The 23155-nt window shown below is 69.3% G+C and carries 17 protein-coding genes; 7 read left to right on the plus strand and 10 right to left on the minus strand.

Annotated features, from left to right (window positions below; all coding sequences use genetic code 11):
• Window positions 1–29: 29 nt before the first annotated feature.
• The 3 genes from OG504_RS51800 to OG504_RS51810 all read right to left on the minus strand — a co-directional run bounded on the left by OG504_RS51800 (window position 30) and on the right by OG504_RS51810 (window position 2643).
• On the minus strand, window positions 30–695 hold the full coding sequence (locus tag OG504_RS51800; RefSeq protein ID WP_405996142.1) for a nitroreductase: 666 nt from the start codon (window positions 693–695) through the stop codon (window positions 30–32).
• A 74-nt stretch (window positions 696–769) separates the two neighbouring features.
• Window positions 770–2368, minus strand: coding sequence for a cytochrome bc complex cytochrome b subunit (locus OG504_RS51805; protein WP_405996633.1), 1599 nt, complete (start codon window positions 2366–2368; stop codon window positions 770–772).
• A 14-nt stretch (window positions 2369–2382) separates the two neighbouring features.
• A complete protein-coding gene (locus OG504_RS51810; RefSeq protein ID WP_329264342.1) occupies window positions 2383–2643 on the minus strand; it encodes a WhiB family transcriptional regulator in 261 nt (86 codons plus the stop codon).
• A gap of 188 nt (window positions 2644–2831) precedes the next feature.
• On the opposite strand from OG504_RS51810, the gene OG504_RS51815 reads away from it, so the two are divergent.
• Complete coding sequence (locus OG504_RS51815; RefSeq protein WP_405996143.1) at window positions 2832–3710, plus strand: RNA polymerase subunit sigma; 879 nt, start codon at window positions 2832–2834, stop codon at window positions 3708–3710.
• A 25-nt stretch (window positions 3711–3735) separates the two neighbouring features.
• Here OG504_RS51815 and OG504_RS51820 read toward each other — a convergent pair whose 3' ends face one another.
• Window positions 3736–4671, minus strand: coding sequence for a sigma-70 family RNA polymerase sigma factor (locus OG504_RS51820; protein WP_405996144.1), 936 nt, complete (start codon window positions 4669–4671; stop codon window positions 3736–3738).
• A 186-nt stretch (window positions 4672–4857) separates the two neighbouring features.
• Here OG504_RS51820 and OG504_RS51825 point away from each other — a divergent pair, with 186 nt between their 5' ends.
• Window positions 4858–5319, plus strand: a complete 462-nt coding sequence (locus OG504_RS51825) for a hypothetical protein (RefSeq protein WP_405996145.1) — start codon at window positions 4858–4860, stop codon at window positions 5317–5319.
• Between the two features lie 12 nt (window positions 5320–5331).
• On the opposite strand, the gene OG504_RS51830 is transcribed toward OG504_RS51825, so the two are convergent.
• The 3 genes from OG504_RS51830 to OG504_RS51840 all read right to left on the minus strand — a co-directional run bounded on the left by OG504_RS51830 (window position 5332) and on the right by OG504_RS51840 (window position 7626).
• A complete protein-coding gene (locus OG504_RS51830) occupies window positions 5332–5712 on the minus strand; it encodes a hypothetical protein (protein ID WP_405996146.1) in 381 nt (126 codons plus the stop codon).
• Complete coding sequence (locus OG504_RS51835) at window positions 5709–7064, minus strand: NAD(P)/FAD-dependent oxidoreductase (RefSeq protein WP_405996147.1); 1356 nt, start codon at window positions 7062–7064, stop codon at window positions 5709–5711. Before OG504_RS51835 ends, OG504_RS51830 begins: the two co-directional genes overlap by 4 nt.
• Before the next feature lie 112 nt (window positions 7065–7176).
• Window positions 7177–7626, minus strand: coding sequence for an SsgA family sporulation/cell division regulator (locus OG504_RS51840; RefSeq protein WP_405996148.1), 450 nt, complete (start codon window positions 7624–7626; stop codon window positions 7177–7179).
• Between the two features lie 358 nt (window positions 7627–7984).
• On the opposite strand from OG504_RS51840, the gene OG504_RS51845 reads away from it, so the two are divergent.
• Window positions 7985–10795, plus strand: coding sequence for an AAA family ATPase (locus OG504_RS51845; protein ID WP_405996149.1), 2811 nt, complete (start codon window positions 7985–7987; stop codon window positions 10793–10795).
• Here OG504_RS51845 and OG504_RS51850 read toward each other — a convergent pair.
• Window positions 10792–13602 (minus strand): ATP-binding protein, encoded by a 2811-nt coding sequence (locus OG504_RS51850; protein WP_405996150.1) that lies wholly within the window; start codon window positions 13600–13602, stop codon window positions 10792–10794. The genes OG504_RS51845 and OG504_RS51850 overlap by 4 nt on opposite strands.
• Window positions 13603–13673: 71 nt before the next feature.
• Complete coding sequence (locus OG504_RS51855) at window positions 13674–14114, minus strand: cupin domain-containing protein (RefSeq protein ID WP_405996151.1); 441 nt, start codon at window positions 14112–14114, stop codon at window positions 13674–13676.
• A gap of 354 nt (window positions 14115–14468) precedes the next feature.
• Here OG504_RS51855 and OG504_RS51860 point away from each other — a divergent pair, with 354 nt between their 5' ends.
• The 4 genes from OG504_RS51860 (at window position 14469) to OG504_RS51875 (ending at window position 20334) form a co-directional block, all read left to right on the plus strand.
• Window positions 14469–15458: an ROK family glucokinase gene (locus OG504_RS51860; protein WP_405996152.1), complete on the plus strand. Its 990-nt coding sequence runs from the start codon at window positions 14469–14471 to the stop codon at window positions 15456–15458.
• A gap of 137 nt (window positions 15459–15595) precedes the next feature.
• Window positions 15596–17029, plus strand: a complete 1434-nt coding sequence (locus OG504_RS51865; RefSeq protein WP_405996153.1) for a sugar porter family MFS transporter — start codon at window positions 15596–15598, stop codon at window positions 17027–17029.
• On the plus strand, window positions 17026–17319 hold the full coding sequence (locus tag OG504_RS51870; protein WP_405996154.1) for a WhiB family transcriptional regulator: 294 nt from the start codon (window positions 17026–17028) through the stop codon (window positions 17317–17319). The genes OG504_RS51865 and OG504_RS51870 overlap by 4 nt, the downstream gene beginning before the upstream one ends.
• Window positions 17320–17508: 189 nt before the next feature.
• Window positions 17509–20334: an ATP-binding protein gene (locus OG504_RS51875; RefSeq protein ID WP_405996155.1), complete on the plus strand. Its 2826-nt coding sequence runs from the start codon at window positions 17509–17511 to the stop codon at window positions 20332–20334.
• 148 nt (window positions 20335–20482) lie between these two features.
• Here OG504_RS51875 and OG504_RS51880 read toward each other — a convergent pair whose 3' ends face one another.
• Complete coding sequence (locus tag OG504_RS51880) at window positions 20483–22450, minus strand: FtsX-like permease family protein (protein WP_405996156.1); 1968 nt, start codon at window positions 22448–22450, stop codon at window positions 20483–20485.
• Window positions 22451–23155: the final 705 nt, after the last annotated feature.

The raw sequence follows: 23155 nt of genomic DNA on the forward strand, positions 1-23155 counted from the left end.
GAGGCGCCGTGAACCGGCCGACGGCGGTACTAATGTTCAACGAACGTGACTGTCTCATCGAGCGGCGCCCTGCCCGTACGGGCGTGGTCGATCGAGACGTCCTCGTATCCGATCGACATGCCGCAGAAGAGCATGAGCTCGTCCGGCGGTGCCAGGACCTCCGCGACGCTCCTGCGGAACTTCGCCCATGCCATCTGCGGACAACTGTGCAGTCCTTCGGCGCGGAGCAGCAGCATGACGGTCTGCAGATACATGCCGGCGTCGGACCACTGGGCCGGGCCCAGATCGCGGTCGATGTAGCAGAACAGGGCGGCGGGCGCACCGAAACAGTCCCAGTTCGCGGAAGCGGCCCTCTGGCGCGCCTCCACGTCCTCGCGCGGAATGCCGAGTGCGCCGTAGCGCTGCTCACCGAAGGCGGATCGACGTTCGTGGTACGGGGATTTCAGCGCGGTCGGGTACTGCTCGTACTCCGGCTCGTCCCAGGCGTCGCCCGCGGCTAATCGCTCGCTGGTGCTTTTCTTGATCCTCGCCAGCGGCCTGCCGATCACCACGTAGGCGCGCCACGGCTGGATGTTCGATCCGGACGGCGTCCAAGCCGCAGCGGACAACACGCGCTCCAGCACCTCCCTCGAGACACGCCGGTCGGTGAATCCGCGCACCGCCCGGCGGCTCGTGACCGCCTCGTAGACGTCCAAGATCGCCCACCTCCCCATCTGGTCAACGCGTCGGCTCCGGTTCCGGTGTGCCACAGGCTCGAGAACGGGTCTGGTCACCGGTGAATTCCTTTGACCGGAGTTTTCTTGTCCTTGTATTCCTGCACCGTCGGTTTGGTGATCTGCGCCCCCTCGCCGTACAGGCTTTTGCTGAGCCGGGCACGCAGTTGCCGGGCGAGGCGGAACACGGTGTTCGGATTCGCCGCTCCGTTCGCTGTGCCAGGGTCGATCGGCCGGTACTGCTCATGCTGGGTGAGAAGGTGGAGTTGCTCCTGGCTGAGCGGCTGGTGCACCTCGACGAATTCGCCGTCGGGCATGCGTTTGATGATGCCGGTCTCGCGTCCGTGCAGTACTTTGTCGCGGTCGCCGCGCTGAAGTCCGAGCGCCCAGCGTTTTGTCACCGAATAAGCCACGACCGGCACGGCGAAGAGGCCGATGCGGACAGCCCACGTCACCGACTCGACCGCGACATGGAGACGGACGGCGATGATGTCGTTCCCGGCGCCGATCAGGGCCACCGCATAGAAACTGATCCATGCGACGCCAAGTGCTGTTCGCACAGGCCGGTTACGTGGTCGGTCCAGAAGATTCTGCTCGCGCGTTTCACGGGTCACCCAGGACTCGATGAACGGATACACGCCCAGGGCGAGGAAGAAACCGACCCCCGTGGTCAGCGGAATCAGGTTGTCGAGCGCCAGGGTATGTCCCCAGAAGTTGATTTCCCAGCCCGGCATCACCCGCAGCAGTCCGTCTGCCACGCCCATGTACCAGTCGGGCTGCGACCCGGCCGAAACCTGGTCGGCACGGTAAGGACCGTACTGCCAGACGGGGTTGATCTGCGCGACCGCGGCGATGACGAAGACCGCACCGGTCACCAGCAGGAAATACCCGGCGGACTTGACGGCACGTACCTTGGCCGGCACGCCAACGACATTGCTGTTGGTGCGTCCACGGCCCGGGTACTGGGTGTGCCCGTGATAGAGCATCAGGGCCAGATGTGCGGTCAGCAGCCCCACCATGAGGGCGGGGATGAGCAGAACGTGGATCGTGTTGAAGCGCGCCACCAGATCGTGCCCGGGGAACTCACCCCCGAAGAGGAACATCGACAGGTACGTTCCGACGATCGGAACGGACAGGATCGTTCCGTTCACGACGGCGAGGCCGGTCCCGGACAGCAGGTCGTCCGGGAGGTCGTATCCCGTCAGTCCCGCGAACATGGCGAGGACCAACAGCAGGAATCCGAAAAGCCAGTTGACTTCGCGCGGCTTGCGGAAGGCGCCTGTGAAGAACACCCGCATCATGTGGGCGAGTATGGAGGCGACGAAGATCAGGGCCGCCCAGTGGTGGGCCTGCCGGATCAGCAGACCGCCGCGGACGTCGAAGGATATGTGCAGGGTCGAAGCGAACGCCTCCGACATCATCTGGCCGCGCAGTGGTGCGTAACTGCCGTTGTACCGCACCTCGTTCATCGACGGATGGAAGTAGAAGGTGAGATACACACCCGTGACCATGAGAATCACGAAGCTGTAGAGACAGATCTCCCCGAGCAGGAACGACCAGTGGTCCGGAAAAGCCCGTCGGGCCTTTTCTCTGACGAGGCGGGGGACGCCCAGTCGTCCGTTTGCCCAATCGGCCACCTTTTCACCCGTGCCCATGTCGCTGCCGCCCGTCACAGATCGCTCGGGCAGGGTTGCGCCCGCTGAGTATCGAGTCCGCGCATCGCACGGCGTTCCCATTCCGTCGTTCCTCCCCAGATACCGTCCGCCTGCCCCACTCGCACGGCCCATTCGAGACACTGCTCCGCGACGGGACAACGGCCGCACACGGCCTTCGCCTCGTCGATCTGCCGAAGTAGGGGACCGCTGTTCGATATGGGGAAGAAAAGCTCGGGATCTACGTGCAGGCAAGCTGCCCGTTCACGCCATTGCATGGCATGGTCACCTCGTTCGGCAGTCAAGGAAAAAGTACGGTGCTCTCCTGTAAGACCGGGCAGCCGCCGTATGTGTGACACACGGTCGCGGCGAGCCCGTGTCACAAGATCCGGGGAGTCCCGGTCTTAGGGGGTAAGCCGACGCCCCGCCATGTGTGGGGCCGTGCGAGCGAGAGGGAGGATGCCGTATGGACCAGGGCGATGCGGTACCGATCGCCGAGTTGTGGGAGGAGCGGCGGTTCCTGCTCGATGTCGCCCACTGGATGCTCGGTGACCCGGGTACGGCGGAGAGCGTCGTCGACGAGGCGTATCAGCGGTGGTACAGGCTGTCCGACGCGGCGCGCCGACAGATCACCGTCCCCCGGTCCTGGCTGGCGAAGACCGTGGGTGGAATCTGCCTGGGCCTGCTCGCACTGCCCAGCCGGGGCTCGGCCGGCCCGGAGGCGGAGGACGGACGGCCGTCCGAGGTGGAGGAGGAGGCCGGCCGGGTCGTACTGAACGCGCTGGAGTCGTTGTCGACGGCCGAGCGCGCGGCGTTCGTGCTCCGCGCTTTCGGTTTGGCGCCGGGCGCGGTCGCCGACATCGTGGGCCGCACTGAACCCGAGCTCGCCGAGCTCGCCGAACGGGCCAGGCAGTGGCTGCAGTCACAGCGCACCCGCTCCACGACGCCACAACAGCATGACGCCGCCGTCCGAGCCGTGCGCCGGGCGTGCGTCAAGGAAGACGGCGAACTGCTCACGTCGTTGCTGTGCCCGGACGTCACGGCGTTCTTCGACGGAGGCGGCAAGGTACGGGCACTGACCGGACCGGTCCACGGCAGTCAGCCGGTCACCGACAGTCTGCTGACCCTCCTGGCCCGCCGCCCACGCACCACTTTGACGACCCATTCCGTCAACGGCCGGACCGGCCTCGTCGCCCGCTACGGCCGCCAGGTCGCCGCCGTCATCAGCCTCGACGTCGCGAACGACCGTGTCGCCCAGCTCTGGGTCATGCTCAATCCCGACAAACTGCGGTCCTGGAACCAGCCCCACACCGACGGTGGCGCAGGCTCGGTCGCGAGCCCGTGACAGCGAGGAGGGCCTCACGCCACCGTCACACACCGTCCGGCACGGCCTCGAGGGACCTCGCGAGACGGGAACGCGAATCGAGGAAGGCGGCGATCTTGCTCGGAGTGAACACCCACAGCACCTGGTGAATGCCGTACTTCGACGCGGCGGCGGTCATGAAGGTGAGGGTCCGCCCGTCCCGGCGGACCACCACGCCCGTAGCACCGTTGGCATCGACCAGCTCGAGCTCCGCCTCCCGCCAGAGGTGCCGATAGGCCGAGAGTCTGGCCACCCGGGCGCGGCCCAGCACAGGCACCCGGGCACAGCCCCGCATTCCGTTGCCGTCGGAGAGGCTGACGACATCGGGTGCGAGCAGGGCCTCCAGTGACGCCACGTCTCCCGTCCGGGCCGCTGAGACGAAGGCGGTCAGAAGACGTCGGTGCTGGGCCGCGTCCACGCTCTCCCGTCGCTCGTCCAGCAGGTGACGACGAGCACGGCTCACGATCTTCCGCACATTGACGACGCTGAGTTCGAGCATGTCCGCGATCTCGGCGTAGGCGTAGTCGAACGCCTCACGCAGTACATAGACGGCACGCTCGACGGGAGTCAGCTTCTCCAGCACCAGCAGCAGGGCCAGCTCCACCGCCTCAGCGCGCTGAGCGCCGACCTCCGGGTCCGCGCTCGTGTCGACGGGCTCCGGCAGCCACGGTCCGATGTACGTCTCCCTGCGCACGCGCGCCGACTGCGCGACGTTGATGGCCAGACGAGTCGTCGCGCTCGAAAGGAAGCCCGCGGCATTGGCCACCACCGAGCGGTCGGTCTTCTGCCAGCGCAGCCACACCTCCTGGACCACGTCCTCGGCCTCGACCGCGCTGCCGAGTACGCGGTAGGCGATCCCGAAGAGCCGTTTGCGATGGAGTACGAAGACGGCGACGGCCCCGTCGAGGTCGTCGGCTGGGGTGGGGGACGGTTCGACGTACATGATCCATTGGCCTCCGTTGCTCCGTTTCATCCGCTGCATAGACCGCGGCCGACCGTTGCCTGTGACAGAAGCGGACAATGTTTTTCACCAGTCGCCGAAATCCCACTGTTCGGCACACTGAGATGTTCTGTCTGGCACCCGAAGCACTGCATATGATGTCGACAAGGGTTGAGGAGGGGAGAAAACATGGTCTCTACGAGCCGAACGGCACACAGCATCGAGGTCACCGCCGAGGGCCTTCAGGAGGAACTGGCCCGGCTGCAGATCCAGAAGCAGGCGCTGGAAAGGGAGCTGGCCGCCGTCGTGGCACATCTCGGGTCGGTTCAGCGTGCTCTCGGGGCCCTGGCCAGCGTGATCGGCGCCCCGGCCGACGAGGCGCCGGAGGATGAGGACATCGCGCCCGCCACCTCCCGGCCGGACCACGACGAGGACGCGCACAAGCAGTACGGCAGGCTCACCGAGCAGATCATGAAGTACTTCACCGAGGTCGGCGACGTCGACGTGCGGGCCCGTGATGTGGCGGCGGCGCTCGACCGTGACACCGACAGCGCAAGCATCAACGCGGTCCGCAGCACGCTCGACCGGCTCGTCGCCTCCTCCCGTGTCCAGCGCGCCGGCAGGGGCCTGTATCGCGCCGGGCGTTCCTAGGCGGCGCGGCGGTCAGCGCGACGATCCCAGGATCACCACGACGCAGGCGGTCATCGCGAGGGTGATCAGGACCATGGCGGTGAGTGTTCCCCGCAGCCATTGTCGGATCCGGACCTGGTGCTGCGCCTCCATCGCGTCGACGCGCTCGGCGATGTGGTCGGTCACCATGCGGGCGACGTGTCTCTGCTCATCGACGTACCACCTTCCGATGTCCCGCTTCTGCTCGGGGGTGAGCCCCTCCACGCGCGCGGTGAGGGCCGCCACGCGGCGGTGCGTCGCTCCCATGTGAGCCTCCTGGTACAGGTAGCCCTCGATGTCGGGCAGGCCGCGAGCGGCCTCCTCGCGTGCGGCCATGGCGTACCCCCGGTGGAAACGAGAACCCCACATGGTCATGCCGTACTTCCTTCCTTCGTACGGTCGGCACCCGGGTCCTGTGTCCGCCCGCCCGTGACGAAGGCGTCCCGGGGGCGCTGCACAGAGGCGAGGGACACGAGGTCCCGGCCCGTCAGGGCCGCGGTGAGCCAGACCGCCAGAACGCGGATCTTCCGCTCCCAGCTGGGCACCGCCAGCACGTGATAGCCCCGGTGCATCAGCCAGGCCGGGAATCCCTTGATGACGACGCCCTTGTACTGGAAGATGCCCCGCCCCAGCCCCAGCGTCGCCACCACGCCCAGGCTGCTGTGGCGGTAGTTCCGGACTCGCTTTCCGCGCAGGTCGGCCACGAGGTTCTTGGCGAGGCGCCTGCCCTGTCGCACGGCGTGCTGGGCGTTCGGCACCGTGCGCGCTCCCGGCACCGGCGAGGCCAGGTCGGGGATGGACGCGTCGTCGCCGGCCGCCCACACGTCCGGCACCGGTTCGTTTTCCGTGCCCACGCGCAGATCGGCGCGGACGAGCAGCAGGCCACGCTCGTCGAGCGGGAGGTCCGTGTGGTTGTGCACGACCGGGTTCGAGGCGTTGCCGGCGGCCCAGACGATCAGTGTGGAGTCGTACTCCTGGCCGTCGGAGAGGACGACGTGGCCGTCCTCGGCGGACAGCAGCTGTGTGTTCAGGTGGACGTGGGCGCCACGGCCTTCCAGGTGGCGCACCACCCAGGCACCGGGGTTGTCGCTCACCTCGGGCAGGATGCGGCCCCGGGCCTCGACCAGGTGGAAGGACAGGTCGTCGATGGTCAGTTCCGGATAGGACTTGAGCATCGAGGTCGCCAGCGAGAGGAGTTCACCGAAACCCTCGACGCCGGAGAACCCGCCTCCCACGAACGTGACGGTGAGCAGCTTTCGCCGCTCGGGGCCGGGGGGCAGCGACGCGGCCTGGTCGAACGCGGTCATCAGCCGGTCCCGGATCGCCACGGCCTCCTCGACGTGCTTGAGGCCGATGGCCTGCTGCGCGAGTCCGGGTATGGGAAAGGTACGGGTCACGGCGCCGGCGGTGACCACGAGGACGTCGTAGTGCAGCTCGTAGGCGTCTCCGCGCACGGGGCGGACGGTCACCGAACGGTCCGCCGCACGGATCTCGGTCACGGTCCCCGCGATCACCCGGGTACGGCTCAGGTGCCGCCGCAGCGAGACGACGGCGTGCCGTGCCTCCACCGAACCGGCGGCCACCTCCGGCAGGAAGGGCTGATAGGTCATGTACGGGCGCGGGTCGACGACCGTGACCTGCGCCTCGCCCGGACGCAGCTTCCTCTGCAGGCCCCATGCGGTGTAGAAGCCCGCGTAGCCGCCGCCGACGATCAGAATCTTTCGCATGGTTCCCTCTGCTTTGTTGTCCGTCACCACGTAGACCGCGCAGGCCGCGCCGATGTGACATGCGCCGGGGACGGGGTTCGCGGTGCCGGTCCGTCGGGCTCGGAACGGGCTCCTACCGAAGCGACCCGCCCGGATCGCTCAGGAGCCGGTGGACGGCTGCATCCACGTCCAGGTGGCATTCCTCGGTACCGGCGGGCACCATCGCGAGGGTTCGTCGCAGGAAGGTTCCCAGGGTTCGTGCCGAGACGGTCACGACGACCGCCTCCTGCCTGGGACACGGGCACAGCGCGATGTGAACCGTGCCCGCCCATGGGAGCCGGGAGGGCCACACCTGGATGTCGCCGACGCCGGTGAGCTTCTCCAGCCCGTCGAGAAGGAGATCGCGGCCGACCACCCAACGCACGGTCGCGTCGGTGTACATGTGGAACGTCAAGGACACCGCGTAGGGATCGGCCGTGTCGTAGGAAAGATCGAGCATCACTGGCCGGTCCACTCCTTCGGCGACGACCAGGCGGACAAGCATCCGGCACACCGCCAGGGTGCAACTGTCAGGTTCTCTCATCACATCACCGCTCGGTAACCGGTGGGATCAAGGGGGGGCTCGGAGGGCACACGGTGTGATGCGTCATGCGCCCGGTCGTGTGATTCAGGGACAACACGATTCTGCGAGGCCCCCGTGTGCCCGCACCATCAGTCAAATGACCCGCGAGTCGCCGTGCAGTCACGTTACTGATGTTTGTCCTCGCGGGCCGGGTGCACGGTGAGCCCAGGTCTTCCCGCCGTGCGGCGGGAGGGACGGCGCAACGTACGGAGTACCCATGTCACTCGGCTCGCGTGTCGAACGGCTGCCCCGGCCCCCTGTCGGAGACCTCCCCCCACGATGGCCGCAGCACCGTCCGGACCTCGCAGTGCGTAGGGCCATGCCCGAACCGTCGGGTGGGACCGTGCGGTTGGCCGCGGACGGCGGTCGGCCCCCTGAGGTGGTGGGCCGTGCGCGGCAAATCCAGGAGATCAAGGCGTTGCTCGGGCCGGGAACGGCCACGGGCCGTGCCCTGTTGCTCTCCGGAGAGCCGGGGGTGGGCAAGAGCGTGCTGCTCGGCGAGGTCGCCAGGGGCATGTCCGGGGCGGGGGCCCGGGTGCTGTCGGCCGTCGGCGTCCGGTTCGAGGCCGAACTCGACTACGCAGGTCTTCACCAGTTGCTGTTGCCGCTGAACGACCGGTTCGAGAGCTTGGGAGACCCACATCGGAAGGTTCTGCGCAGTGCGCTGGGCTACGGCGGCGATCCGGTGCCCGACGGGCCTCCCGTCTCCCACTCGGTGCTCCTGCTGCTGCGCCGAGCGGCAGCCGAACGCCCTGTGTTCATCGTCGTGGACGACCTCGCCCGGCTCGACCGGGCCAGTTCGGCAGTGCTGGGCTTCGTCGCCCGTCGGCTGGCGGGCAGTCGTATCGGATTCCTCGCCGCCGCCAGGTCGGGAGCCGGAACCTTCTTCGATCGGGAGGGGCTCACCCGGTACGAGGTGCCGCCGCTGGATCGCGACGCGGCCGCGGAACTGCTCGGAGCCCGCTTTCCGGGGCTGGCCGCATCTGTCCGGGACCGCGTCCTGGAGCAGGCGCAGGGCAATCCGCTGGCGCTCGTGGAGCTGCCCGCCGCGCTGAGCAGCGCGCAGCGCGGCGCGCTGGCCGATCTGCCCGACGTACTGCCCCTCTCTCCACGTCTTCGGAGCCGCCACGCTTCGCGCGTGGCCGGCCTGTCGGCAGAATCGCGCCGGCTCCTGCTGCTCCTCGCCCTCGACGACACCGGAGATCCGGGTGTCCTCCATGCAGGGACGCAGGACCCGAACGCTCTTACGGCGCTGGCAGCGGCGGAATCGGACAGCCTGATCACCGTCGACGGCACGAACGGCCGGGTCGCCTTCCGCCATCCGCTGATGAGGGCCGCGGTCGTCGACACCAGTACCCTGACCGAGCGCTGTCAGGCTCATCGCGCACTCGCCGAGATCTGCGCGGAGACACCTGAGCGGCGTGCCTGGCACCTGGGCCGGGCAACCCTCGTTCCCGACGAGCGTGTTGCCGCCCTGCTTGAGGAGGCCGGGCATCGCGCCGCCCGACGAGGTGACGCCTCAGCGGCCGTCGCCACCTTCACCAGGGCCGCCGAGCTGAGCGCCCGTCCCGCGGACCGAGGACGCAGGCTGACCTGGGCCGCCTACCTCGGTGCGGACGCGACCGGTGAGCTGCGTGCGGCGTCGGAGCTCCTCGACCGTGCCCGGCGCGCGGACCCGGACCTCACCAGGTCTCCGCTCGCTGCCGCCACCGGGGCGCTCCTCCTGCTCAACGGCGGTGACGGTGACATCGACATGGCTCACCGCCTCCTGGTGGCAGCCATCGACAACGGTACCCATGGATACGACGCCGGGGACGACGCCCTCGTCGAGGCACTGCGCGTGCTGCTGCTCGTGTGCTGGTCCGGTGGTCGCGACGCCCTGTGGGAACCCTTCCACGCCGTCCTCGACCGTCTGAAGCCGGCTGCTCCGCCCATACTCTCCGCCTATGGCAAGAGGCCGGCGGACCTGGTCGGCACCGGCTCGGCCGGCCGTCAGCAGCTCGACTCGATCCTCGACGGCATCCGGAACGGCGAGGACCCGGGGCAGATCGTCCGCATCGGTACGGGCCCCGTCCACGCCGACCGGCTCGCGGAGCTACGGGACGTCTCCTGGCACGCGGTTCGTCAAGGCCGCCGGGGCGGCCACGTCCGCCGGCACCTCGACGCGCTCGTGCACCTGTGCCTGCAGGCCTTCCCGACAGGCCGGTGGGAGGAGGCCGGAACGCTGGCCGACGAAGGACTGAGGATCTGCGACGAGCGCCAATACCCCTTCTTCGCCTGGTACTTCGAGTACCACCAAGCTCTGCTCGCCGCCGTCCACGGGCGCTTCGAGGAGAGCCGGAGCCTGGCCGACCGGATCACGCAGTGGGCCGTGCCCCGTGGGGTTCTGGGGGCGGCGGCCTTCGCCGACCACGCCCGGGTCCTCGCCGAACTCGGTGCGGGCGACTACGAATGCGCGTATCGCCACGCTGTGGCGATCAGCCCCGCCGGCCGCCTCGCGTCCCACGCTCCGCACGTGCTGTGGGCCGGCATGGACCTCGTGGAGGCGGCGGTGCACACCCGGCGCACCGGTGAGGCAGAGGCACACGTGCGTGCGATGCGGGAAGCCGGTGTCGCGGCGTTCTCCCCGCGGCTGGCGCTGCTGGTGGCGGGCTCCGCCGCGCTCGTCGCACCCGCTGACGGCGCGATCGTCGGCTTCGAGCAGGCACTGGCCGTCCCAGGGGCGCAGGGCTGGCCCTTCGACCTGGCCCGGATACGGCTGGCCTACGGTGAGCGTCTGCGGCGCATGCGCTTCGTCACGGAGGCCCGGACCCAACTGGACGCGGCGGCCGAGGCGTTCGAGCGCCTGGGCGCCCGGCCGTGGGCCGAACGGGCGGCGGGCGAACTACGCGCCACCCGTCGGTCCCGGACCGGGACGAAGCACGGCTCCGTGACTCTCACCGCGCAGGAACAGGAGATCGCCGCACTCGCGGCTTCCGGGATGACCAACAAGCAGATCGGTGAACGTCTCCACCTTTCGCCCCGAACCGTGGGCTCGCACCTCTATCAGCTGTTCCCGAAACTCGGAATCGCCTCACGCGCGGCACTCAGGGACGCACTCGCGTCTCTTCCCCCGAGTACCGCGTCCTAGGGCTGCGTCGAGGTGGGAGACCGCTCCGCCCGGGGCCGCTCCGGCGGCAGTGCGGCGAGGGCCTCGCCGAGGGTGACGCGAGAGGTGATGCCGAGCTTCGGGAAGATCCGGTGCAGGTGGGCCCCCACGGTTCGGTGGGAGAGAAACAGACGTTCGCCGATCTGTTTGTTGGTCATTCCGGAGGCGGCGAGTGCGGCGATCCGGTGTTCCTGTTCCGTGAGCTGGATGGTCCCCAGGTCCTGGCGGACCCGCGTGGCGGTGCGGCCGGTGGCCCGCAGTTCCTCCGCCGCTCGCGCGGCCCATGGTGCGGCCCCGAGACGGCGGAAGGTTGTGAGGGCGGCGGCGAGGTGCACCCGGGCTTCCCTGACGGCCCGTGTGCGACGCAGGTGCTGCCCGTAGGCCAGACGGACCCGCGCGAGGTCGAAGGGCCAGCGCTCGGCACCGGGAACGGTGAGAGCTTCCTCGAAGTAGTCGGCGGCCCGGTCCTCCGAGGCGGCGATCGCGGCCGAACCGGCGGTGACCAGTGCCAGGCGGGCGGAGATGCCGGGCAGCCCCGTCTGCCGCATCGCCGCGACATGCGCGAGTGCCTCGGCCCGCCGCCCGCTGCGGACGGCGGCTTCCACGAGGTCCATGGGAACCCACAGGGCCATCGGGGCATGGGGGGCCAGCACACCTGAAGGGCTGATCGCCGATGCGGCGAGGTAGGCCTCCTCGTGGTCCTCACGTCCAAGGGCGGCCAGTGCCGTCATGTGCAGTGCGAAGTGCTCGATGGTTCGGGCGCCGCGGGACACCGCCCACTCCGTGATTCCCTGCGCCAGTTCCAGCACCGTGCCGTCGTCGCCCCGCGCCGCGGCGAGCAGGCCCCGGGCCCGGTGGAACTGCTGGGCCAGTAGTTGATAGCCGTGGGCTTCGCACAGCGCCAACCCCTCTGCCGCGAGACGGCCGCACTCGTCCCACCGACCGGTCATGAAGTCGTCCAGGCACAGCACCACCAGTGCGATGAGGGCCGAGGTGACCGCGCCGCCCTCCCGCCCGTCGTCGACGACGGGCCAGAGAGCCGCACGGCACCCCGTCGCCCGGTCCACGAAGAGCGCCGCCATCGAGATCCGTTCGATCCGGGTCGGGTCCGATTCCAGGTGCAGGTCGCGGATCACCGCGTCGAGCAGGCCGAGGGAGGCCGTGGAGGAATGTGCCGGGTCCGCGTAGACATCGCCGAGCACTTCCTGGAGGGGAGGCATCGGCACGGTCAGCTGGGACATGGCCGCGTGATACGCGCCCCAGAGCTCGGATCTGCCCGCGCACAGACACACCCTGCGCAAGGTGCACAGCGCCTCGAAGAGCGACTCGTCATCACCGTCGGACCTGCCCTCGCGGGTCGTGATCGCACCGACGAGCAGCCGGTGCGCGGTGTTGACGTCACCGTCACGGTTGAGCAGTACGTGGGAGGCCGCGGCCGCCGCCCGCAGCGATCCCCTCAGGTCGGGGTCGGCGCGCCGGGCCTGGACCAGCAGTTCCGCCGCCGTGCGCAGCTCTCCGGCGACATCCGCGCCCACGAAGGCGGCTTCGGCCAGCCGTCTGCTGCGGTCCGCGGGCCCGGGAGTGAGGTCGGCGGCCCGTATCAGCGCGTTGAACGCGCCGACGGCGTCGCCACGCCGGCGGACCCGGTGGGCGGTGTGCTCCAGGAGTGCCGCGACCCGCTCGTCCGGATCGGGTGTGGCCTCGGCCAGGTGCCACGCCCTGCGATCGGGCTGATCGGTCAGTGCCCGGGCCAGAGCGTGGTGGGCGTCCAGGCGCTGACCACTGGTCGAGCCCGACACGATCGTCGCGCGGATCAGTGGATGGCGGAAGGACAGCCGCCCCAGGCCGCCGTGCTCGACCCGCAGCAACTGTGCCCGCTCCGCGGGGGCGAGCAGGGACAGTACGTCCTCGCCGGGGGCGGCGGCCCGCAGGACCGGCAGGTCGCCGCTGTCCTCCAGCGCGGCCAGAAGCAGCAGGCGGCGGGTAGTTGCCGGCATCTCCGCGACCCGGGAGGCATAGAGGTCCTGCAGCCGACGGCTGAGCGGGAGCACCTCGGACAGCACCACTCCCGCGCTGCCCCGCGAGTCGTCGAGTGCGGCGGGCAGTTCCAGCAGGGCCAGCGGATTGCCCTGGGCCTGTGCGAGGACATGCCGCAACTCCCGCCCGGCGAGCATCGGGAACCGGGTGCCGACCAGGTCGGTCGCGGCCTCGTCGTTCAGCGGCGACACGGTGAGCTCGGGAAGTCCCGCACGTTCGAAGAAGCTCTCGAATCCCGGCCGTGAAGCGGCGAGAAGGCCCACCCGGCTACCGGTCAGCCGCCGGGCGACGAACGCGAGCGCCGAGGCGCTGGCCCGGTCGATCCACTGCAGGTCGTCGATGACCAACAGAACCGGACGGGTGCTCGCGGTCCTTCGGAGCAGCGCCAGTACTGCCCCGTAGGCGACCAGCCGATCCACTGTGGCCCCGTCACGCGCCCCCAGCGCGACGGTCAGGGCCTCGCGGTGTGCCGGGTCGAGTCCGTCGTACTCGTGCAGCAGGGGTTCGAGTACGTGGTTCAGTCCGGAGAAGCTCAGATCCGCGAGGAACTCGACCCCGGCCGAGCGCAGCACCAGCGCACCGGCCGTCGTCGCCGCCTCCGCCGCGGCATCCAGGAGAACGGACTTGCCGACGCCCGGCTCCCCGGACAGCAACAGCACCCCACCGCGGACGAGCACCTGGTCGACGTACGACCGGAGCAGCTCCAGCTCCCGATCGCGTCCCACCAGCCCCTCGGTTGTCCTGTGCGACATCGATCCATCACCGGCCACAGTGGCCCCCTTCGAGAACTGCCGTGACGAACTCAGCGTCTCCGAGCGGTGGTTCAGTCGGCCGAAGGCCGCGGGGCACGCAGATGGGCCCGCTTCTCCAGCTCGTCCTCGTCGACCGGCGTGAGCATCGGCCGGCCGGGGGCGCCCAACATGACGACGACGTACTTGGCCGGCGTGTCCGACAGGGCGTTGCCGTTCTGGTAATGGATCACGTCACCGCCCGGCTCCCAGAACGTCTCACCGGCCTTGATCACACGCTCGGGCCCGCCTTCGAGTTCCCACCGGACGGCGCCTTCGGTGACGTAGCCGAAACACGGCCCCGAGTGCCGGTGCGGTGGCGTACCGGGATGGCCCGGCGGCCACTCGACCAGCACGGTCATCGCCGAAGCACCCTCCGGTACGAAGGGCGGCCTGACGTTCGCCACCATCCTGGGGCCGGTCGCTTGCCGGTCCTCGCGCTCGCCGTGGCCGCCCGTTGATCCCGTCTCCAACATCGTGTGACACCTCCGTCGATCTGCTTGCTTCACGGGAGGAGACCGGGCACGGCCCGCGTGTGTGACACGGCGGGCGGACGGAATCCAGGACGCAGTCGAATGACTCAAGCAACTCGACGCCGGATCGCGGAAGCTGAGGCAGTCCCTGGACCGGCGGCGAACCGTCATCTTCGGGGCCGAAGCCACCTGCCCGGCGTTCCGGATGGTGATGAGCCGACTCTCCTTCCTTTCCTTCACATGGCAGAACAACGTTAGGAACCACACCATGTTTCTCCTTTTCGTCGGCCTGGAGCGGTCAGGTGGACACACACGGCGGCACGCGCCCCACGGGTTCGACCGTGTGGGCGGTGCCGCATGAACGAACAGAACGGCGGTCTGACCGTCGGCGTCGATCTCGGCGGCACGAAGATCGCCGCAGGGGCGGTCGACCCGGCAGGGGAGGTGGTCTCCCGTGTGCGCATCCCCACCCCGCACGACCCGGACCGGATCGCCGAGGCGATCGCCGAGGCGGTACAGCGGGTCCGCGCGGGTCGGGACGAGGTCCGGGCGGTCGGCGTCGGAGCCGCCGGATATGTGGACGCGGACCGCTCGACGGTGCGCTTCGCGCCCAACCTGGGCTGGCACGACAAGGCGATCCGGGACATCGTCCAGGAGGCCACCGGGCTTCCGGTCGTCGTCGAGAACGACGCGAACGCGGCCGCATGGGGCGAGTTCATCCACGGAGCCGGTGCCGGGCACGACGACATGCTGATGGTCATGGCGGGCACCGGCCTCGGTGGAGGGATCATCAGCCGCGGCCGGCTCTTCCGAGGCCGCTTCGGCATGGCAGGCGAGATCGGCCACTACCGGGCGGTCCCCGACGGCCTGCCGTGCCCCTGCGGCCAGCACGGCTGTATGGAGCAGTACGCCAGCGGAGCCGCCCACACGCGCCGCGCCCGCGAGATGGCGGTCGCCGATCCGGCACGGGCCGCGGTGGTGCTCGCGCTCGGCAACGGCACCCCCTCCGGCCTTGAGGGCCACCATGTGACCAAGGCCGCCCTCAGCGGCGACCCCTTCTCCCTCGACGTGTTCGCGCAGTCGGGCCGCTGGCTGGGCCAGGCTCTCGCCGACCTCGCGTCCATCCTCGACCCGTCCGTCATCGTCATCGGCGGCGGCCTCGGCGACACCGGCGAACTGATCAGGCGTCCGGCCGAGATCTCCTACCGTCGGGCCCTCGGCGGCGGGGAGCACCGTGTCTACGCCGAGGTCCGCACCGCCACCGTCGGATCGGATGCCGGCCTTGTCGGCGCGGCCAACCTGGCCCGCCTCTACGAACTGCTGTCGTCCCCGGCCTCCGTTCTCTGACCCGCGACGGGTTCGCCCGCAGGCCCGAAGAGCGGCCCAGGGGCGCCTGCGCAGTCGTCCTCCCGATCCGCGTCCTCTACGACCGGTGCTCCCGCCCGCGAGTCCGGGCACCCGGTCCCGTGAAGGAGTGCTTGTCCATGACCTCGAATGCCTCTTCCGCGGGGCCGGCCCACCCAAGGGCCGCGCTCCGCCCGACCAACCTCCGGCGCATTACCTACATATCGGCGGCCGCGTCGATCGGTGGCTTCCTGTTCGGCTACGACAGTGCCGTCATCAACGGCGCCGTCACCGGAATCCAGCACCGATTCGATGTCACCTCCAGCGAGACGGGCACCATCGTCGCCTCCGCCCTGCTCGGTTCCGCCTTCGGTGCGGCCGTCGCCGGGCGTCTCGCCGACCGCGTCGGCCGTCGGCGCGTGATGCACCTGGCCGCGGTTCTCTTCGCGATCAGTGCGCTCGGCTCGTCCATGCCCTTCTCCGCCTGGGACCTGGGAGCCTGGCGCGTCATCGGCGGCATGGCGATCGGCCTCGCCTCGCTGATCGGCCCCACCTACATCGCCGAGGTCGCGCCGCCCGACCACCGCGGCCGACTTGCCTCGTTCCAGCAGGCGGCCATCGTGCTGGGCATCACCGCCTCCCAACTCGTCAACTGGGCCATCGCCCAAGGGGCCGACGGCAGGAGCGAGAACCAGCTCGGTGCCCTGCACGCCTGGCAATGGATGCTGATGGCCGCCGTCGTACCGGCACTCGCCTATCTGCTTCTCACCCTGCGCATCCCTGAGTCGCCGCACTTCCTCGTCGCCACGGGCCGCGAAGTCCAGGCCCTTGCCGTAGCGCGTGACCTGCAGGGCACAAACGCAGGCGCCGAGGACCGGATCGCCGAGATCCAGCAGGCGCTCAGCACCGACCACAAGCCGCGGGTACGCGATCTGCTCGACGGCCGATTCGGGCTGCTGCCGATCGTGTGGGTCGGCATCGGGCTGGCCGTGTTCCAGCAACTCGTCGGCATCAACGTCATCTTCTACTACTCGTCGCTGCTGTGGCAGTCGGTGGGCATCGACCAGGCCAGCTCCCTGCTGATCAGCCTTTCCACGTCCATCATCAACATCGTCGGAACCGTCGTGGCGATGCTGCTGATCGACCGGATCGGCCGCAAACCGCTCGCGCTGACCGGCTCGGCCGGCATGGCCGTGTCGCTGGCTCTGGCCAGCTGGGCGTTCTCGTACCGGACAGGCAGTGGCAGCAGCCTGTCCATCCCGGACACCCAGGGCACCGTGGCACTGGTCGCCGCCCACGCCTTCGTCTTCTTCTTCGCGGTCTCCTGGGGTGTGGTGCTCTGGGTGATGGTCGGCGAGATGTTCCCGCTGCGCATCCGCGCCGCCGCGATGTCAGTGGCGACCGCCGCCAACTGGATCGCCAACTGGGCCGTCACCGAGAGTTTCCCCCGCTTGTCGGACTGGAACCTGTCGTCCACCTACGCCGTCTACGCGGGCTTCGCCGTGCTGTCCTTCGTCTTCGTCGCGGTACGGGTGCGTGAGACCAACGGCAAGAAGCTGGAGGAGATGGGATGACAGAGCCGCGCACCCCTCGGCTGAACAACCGTGCCCTGCCTGTCCGTTCGGTGGCGGGCTGGTGGCTTGTCGCGTCCTGCCGCGGCGCCGACATCGAGACCTTCTTCCCTCCTCCGGGCGACCTGGCGACCGTCCGACGGGCGTTGACGATCTGCGATCGGTGCCCGGTACGGATTCCGTGTCGCCGGTACGCACTCGACCACCGGGAACGGCACGGGATCTGGGGCGGTCTGACCGAGGAGACACGCGAAACCCTCATCCGCATGGGACCCACGAAGTGTCCCTCCTGACGCCGAACTGATCCCAACAGCGCCGTCATCGACAGAACCCGCCGGAGACCACCGTCCCGGCGGGTTCTGTCGATGACGGCGCCTTCAAATCCCGGCGTCGGCGCGGCAGTACCGACGAGGTCGAGTCGTTTGACTGATGGTGCGGGCGCACCGAGGGCGTAATGAGGCGCGATTAGAATGCCGTGCGACGTGACCTTCTGCACGGAGGAAGCCGCACATGCTCAGCCCAGCAGTCGGAGCCTTCCCGAGGCCGAACCCAGCACCCGCGCGATGATCGGCCGGGACGAGGAGCTGCGTATCCTGCGCACGCTGCTGGCGGACGCGGCGGACGGACGTGGTGGTGCGCTGCTGATGCACGGCCCCGCCGGTGTCGGCAAGTCGGCGCTGCTGCGCACTGTCGGCGCCGACGGCACCGAGGACGGATTCAACGTGCTGAGCGCGGCCGGTGTGGAGACCGAGCTGTGGCTGCCGTTCGCGGCCCTGCAACTGCTGCTGAGACCGGTCGCCCACGGCATCGAGAAGCTGCCGACCCCGCACCGGACCGCGCTGGTCGACGCGTTCAGCGCCACGCAGACCGAACCCCACATCTTCCGGGTCGCGCTCGCCGTACTCGAACTGCTCGCCGACGAGGCCGACCGGCAGCCGCTCCTGCTGATCGTCGACGATCTGCAGTGGATCGACGCACCGAGCCGGGACGTCCTCAGATTCGTGGCCCGGCGCACCCGCGACCTCCCCGTACTGATCATCGCCGCGTCCCGGGTCCGCTCTCCGGACTCCTACGACCCGAGCGCGCAACCGGACCTCCCTCTGCAGCCACTCGGGTCGTCGGCCGCCGCCAAACTGCTCGATGCGGCCGCACCGGATCTGTCGGCGACGATCCGGGCCTTCATCCTGGAACGCGCGGCGGGCAACCCGCTGGCCCTGGTCGAGCTGCCCAAGACGGTGCAGGACTTGGCACCGCAGCTGGACGATCTGCCGCTGACCCAGCGCCTGGAGGACGCGTTCGCCGCGCGTACGGACTCGGTGAGCCCGGAGTGCCGCAGGCTCCTGCTGGCCCTGGCCGCCGAGCCCAACGCGCCACTGAACCGGCTGCTGGACGTGTCGAGTCGTCTGACAGGCACGGCGGTTTCCGTGAAGGCGGTGCAGGAGGCGGTCGACGCGGGTCTGGTCACCCTGGTCGGCCGTACTCTCGAGTTCCGGCATCCGCTGATGCGTTCGGCGATCTATACGCGTGCCACCGTCTTCGATCGGCTGGACACTCACCGCGCCATCGCCGGGGCCATGGCCGACACGCCCGAGCACCAGCTCCTTCACCTGGCCGCCGCATCGCTCGGCCCGGACGAGGATCTCGCCGCCCGGCTGGAACGTTTTGCCGACACGGCGCTGGCCCGGGGCAAGGTGGCGTCGGCCGTTCCGGCCCTGCGTCAGGCGGCCGAGCTGGTCCAGGACCCGCGCCGCAGGACCGAGATCCTGGTGCGGGCAGTGGAGTCGGCCAGCGAGATCAATGACCGGGCTCACACCCAACTGTTGCTGGACCGGGCCGACATGAGCGAACTCGGCCCACTGGAACGGGCTCGCCTCATGGTCGTGTCCGACAAGGCGGCGTTCGAACCCGACGAGCCGCACCGCCGGATCGAGGACATGGTGACCACGGCGGCCGGCGCGTTCGACGCAGGCGGTGTGCGGGTCGCCGAGAACCTGCTGTGGCGGGCGGCCGCCCGGTGCTTCTTCCAGGACGGCGACGCACGGGTGCGCACCCTGGCCTCGGCCGAGCTGGACCGATGGAACCCCGATCCGGACGCTCCCGTCGTCCTGACGGTACGGGCGTACACCGAGCCGTACCGGTACGGCGCCGAGGTGATCGCACGACTCGACGGCCTTCGGCCGGACCACGAGGACGGCCGGATCACGCACTTCCTCGGCAGCGGCGCGATGGTCCTGGGCGACGTCACCCGCGCCGCCCGGTACCTGTCGCTGGCGGCCGCGGCGTGGCGGTCGCAGGGCAGGCTCGGGCTGCTCGCCCGGTCACTTGCCGGGAGTTGGCCGCGGGTGTACCTCGGTCAGCTCGATCGGGCCCGCGAGGAGTCCGGCGAAGGACTCGCCCTGGCCGAGGAGAGCGGGGAATGGATCGTCTGGCTGGGGGTGAAGGCGACGGGGAGTCTGGTGGCGGCGCTGCGCGGCGAGACCGAGGCCGCGGCGCGGATGCTCGGCGAGCTCCGTGCCCACCGGCTGTTCCCCGGCATGCCGTTCGCCGTCGTGATGGCGCAGCAGGTCGAGGGCCTGCTGGCGCTCTTCGACGGCCGCGCGACCGAGGCGTACGATGCCATCTCCCGCGCGTTCGATCCCGCCGACCCGCACTACCACTCGGTCAGCCGGTGGCTGCTCGCACCGGACCTGGCGGACGCCGCGGTGTCCGCGGGCACCGTGCAGCAGGCCCGGGAACTACTCGACGGACTCCCCGAGTTGGCCGCCAGGCTGCCCTCGGAAATGATGGTGGTGGCCCAGGCCTACACGGAGGCGGTGCTGGCGCCGGACGACACGGCGGAGGAGCGCTACACCGCGGCGCTGGCCGCGCTGCCCGCCGGCTGGGCCCTGGCGCAGGCTCGGCTGCACCTGCACCACGGCCGCTGGCTCCGCCGGAAACGGCGCAACGTCGACGCCCGGAGTCCGCTGCGCAGCGCCCGCGACGAGTTCGACCGGATCGGTGCCCGGCCCTGGGCCGAGACGGCTCGTGAGCAGCTGCGCGCCGCCGGCGAGTCGAGCGGTCGGCGGCATGCGAACACCAGCGACCGGCTGTCGGCCCAGGAGATGCAGATCGCGGTGCTGGCGTCGCAGGGGCTGAGCAACCGGGAGATCGCCCAGCGCCTGTTCATTTCGCACCGCACCGTCGGAGCCCATCTGTACCGCATCTATCCCCGCCTGGGCATCACCAGCCGCGGCAGGCTCGCCGCCGCACTCGCCGCGCTCCACGACGAACACCCGACGGCCGATTCGCCAGGGGCCAACACCGGCTGACGGCGTGTCGGCTCCAGACGGTGTCCAGCGTGGGTCAGCCGGAGGAATCGTCGGTAGCAGCGGAGAGCTGCAGCCAGGCTGAGAAGGGTCAGGCGGTTGCGGGGGAACCTCGCACGAAGGATCCCCCGCCGTGAGGGATGGACATCGCTCACTCGAAGCGGATGTTCTCCGGGTGCGAGGACCGCCACAATGTGGGGAGCGTCAGCAGGGTCACGGCGACGCTGGCGGCAGCTCCGATGCCGGCTATCGCCAGCATGCTGTTCCAGTCGTAGACCGCTGTCCTGCCGATGAGACCGAGCAGCGCGCTGCCGAGGGCGGTTCCCACCACTCCCGCGACGAGTAGTCCTGTTGCGACCGGCAACGCGGTCTGCCACAGGATCGAGTGGATGAGGGTGCGCCGCGGGGTGCCGAAGGTGACGAGCACGGCCAGGACGCGTTTGCGGTCCCGGAGTTGTTCGATCGTACCGAGCAGCAAACTTGCCGCGATCAGCAGCAGGACGGCGGTCACCCCGGCCAACAGGTCCCGCCTGAACCCGTCGAGAGCCATGTCGCCCCCCTTGGCCTGTGTGGGGAAATCGACGGTGAAGAAAGGGTTCAGCCGGGCGGCTGCCGTGCGAAGGCGGTCCTGGATGTCTTCGCTGGACGTCGAGTACCTGATGCTGATGGTGCTCACAGCGTCCGCCATCGCCGAGGAGCCAGCTGCTCGGGGGGTGGCGAGCAGCATTTCCTCGGGGAAGGCACCTTGTGGATCGCTGCTCCTGTCCTCGACGGTGGCGGTGATGTGCGGCACCTTCCACAGGGGGCCTTTCATGTCCAAGCGCATCGTGCTGCCCGACTTCCACACGGTCGTGTCGGCGGAGCTGGTGCTGCTCCGCGGGGTGACGACGAAGGCATCTCCATCGGTGCAGCCGGGCAGCGAGGCAAGCAATCTCAGCTGGCCGCATCCTGCGACGCGGACCGTCTGCGGGAAATCGTCATCGGACCCGCTGACGGACAACTCCGCGTAGCCGATTGCTTGTTGTACGCCGGGCGTTGCGGAGAACACTGAGGTGTACCGATCCGTGTACCCCTTGCCGTCGTCGAGACTGGCGACGCCGATACGCGTGCTCGGCGTGGAACCGTTCCTGGCTGCCCCGCTGCCGCCGTTGTGACCGTGCGCGATGCCGGTGAAGAGGGTCTGCAGTGCTACGGCACCGGCCACGGCGACGACGATACCGTTGACCGAGCGGGTGGAGGCTTCGCTGCTCAACTGCAGCCGACGGACGGCCAGTTGCCAGGAGAGGGGACCGAATCCGCCGGAGACCCTGGTGAGCTGCTCCAGGATCCAGGGCAGAATGGCGGTCACGCCGACGAGCAACGCCAGCATGCCGACAACGATCAGAATGACGCTGGTGGCACTGCGCAGGTCGGATCCGCCCCGCACGGACGTCCGTAGCAGAAGCAGTCCGACTACGGGAACGGCGATGCGCCACGACAGCCGTCGTGTGGCACCACCGGACTTGCGAACCACCCCGAGGGGTTCGACAACCACCCCGTTCATCGCCAGCCTCGTTACGGCGAGAGACAGCACGACCACGCCGACCACCGTGAGCGCCGCCAGAACGGGCTGCGGGCTGAGGTCCTCGGTGAACACACTGAGTCCCTGTATGTCCATCAACCCGACGAACTGTCGGCCGAACAGGAACAGGACCGCGCCCAGGGCGACGCCGAGCAGCGCGCTGACCAGCGTCTCGCCTGCGGCGATACGGGCGGTCATCCGACGGTCCGCGCCTACCAGCCGTAGCGCGGCCAGCCTTCGGTCGCGGTGTTCGCCGCCGAACCGGACGGCTGCGGCGATGAACACCGCCACCGGAACGAGCAGCACGACCATCCCGACGATACTCAGCAGCGCGAGCTCGGGGTCGAGCGGTTTCGCTGGATAGACCTTGCCGAAGTGGTCCAGTCGACGAGCTCCTGCGACACCGTCCGCCATGTGCTCGCCGCCCAGATAGAAGACGTACTCACCGGGCCCGACCAGACCCCGGTCCGCGACTTCTCCCGCGATGGGATGGTCGAGGCGCTCGCGAAGCAAGTCACTCCCGGGCGCGGCCAGCAGCTTCCGGAGCGCCGGTGACACGACCATCTCCCCGGGACGCGGGAATCGCGTGACTCCGGGAGGCGGCGGCGCCTTGGGCCCCTCGGGTTCCAGCATCCTTCCCCGGATTTCCCTGCCTCGGAACACTGTGTCAATTTCGCTGAGCAACACTGTGCTGCGAGAGGGTGTGATGACCCGGTCGTCGAGGTTGATGTCGATCCGGTTGTGGATCCGTTCGTCTCGGTGGTGTCTGGCAGTGGGTACGCACGAGGCCAGCAGCAGCAGTGCGACCCCCAGTCCGATGCCCACGGCCATCAGGACGGTACGCACCGAACCGTCCCGGCCGCCGGTCATGGCGAGCCGTGCGCCGAAGCCGAGAGCGCGAAGACTTCCGAATCGCTGTCGACGACGTGGGGCCGATGGGGAGACGGTCTGTCGCACATGCTGCAGACGTGGGTTCACTGGCAACCTCTCGTGCTGGGCGCGGAGCGCCGACGACCTTGCCTCTGGCCGTGAGGTGACAAACCACCCAAGATGTGTCCGCAAGAGCGCTTTGAAGGGCCGATGCCTGAAGCTTCTGACCTACAAGCCATGCTGTACGGCAACACACCTTGTGTGCATCGAGGCATTGAACAATTGGCGGCCGAAAGTGCCGCCTGACACGGTGCGGACTATACATCGCATGTATAGATACCGGAAAGCGGTCGGCGGGGCATCCGGATCACCTCGGATCCTCGTGGCGGCCTC

This window comes from Streptomyces sp. NBC_00986 (genome assembly GCF_045162565.1).
Classification (GTDB): domain Bacteria; phylum Actinomycetota; class Actinomycetes; order Streptomycetales; family Streptomycetaceae; genus Streptomyces.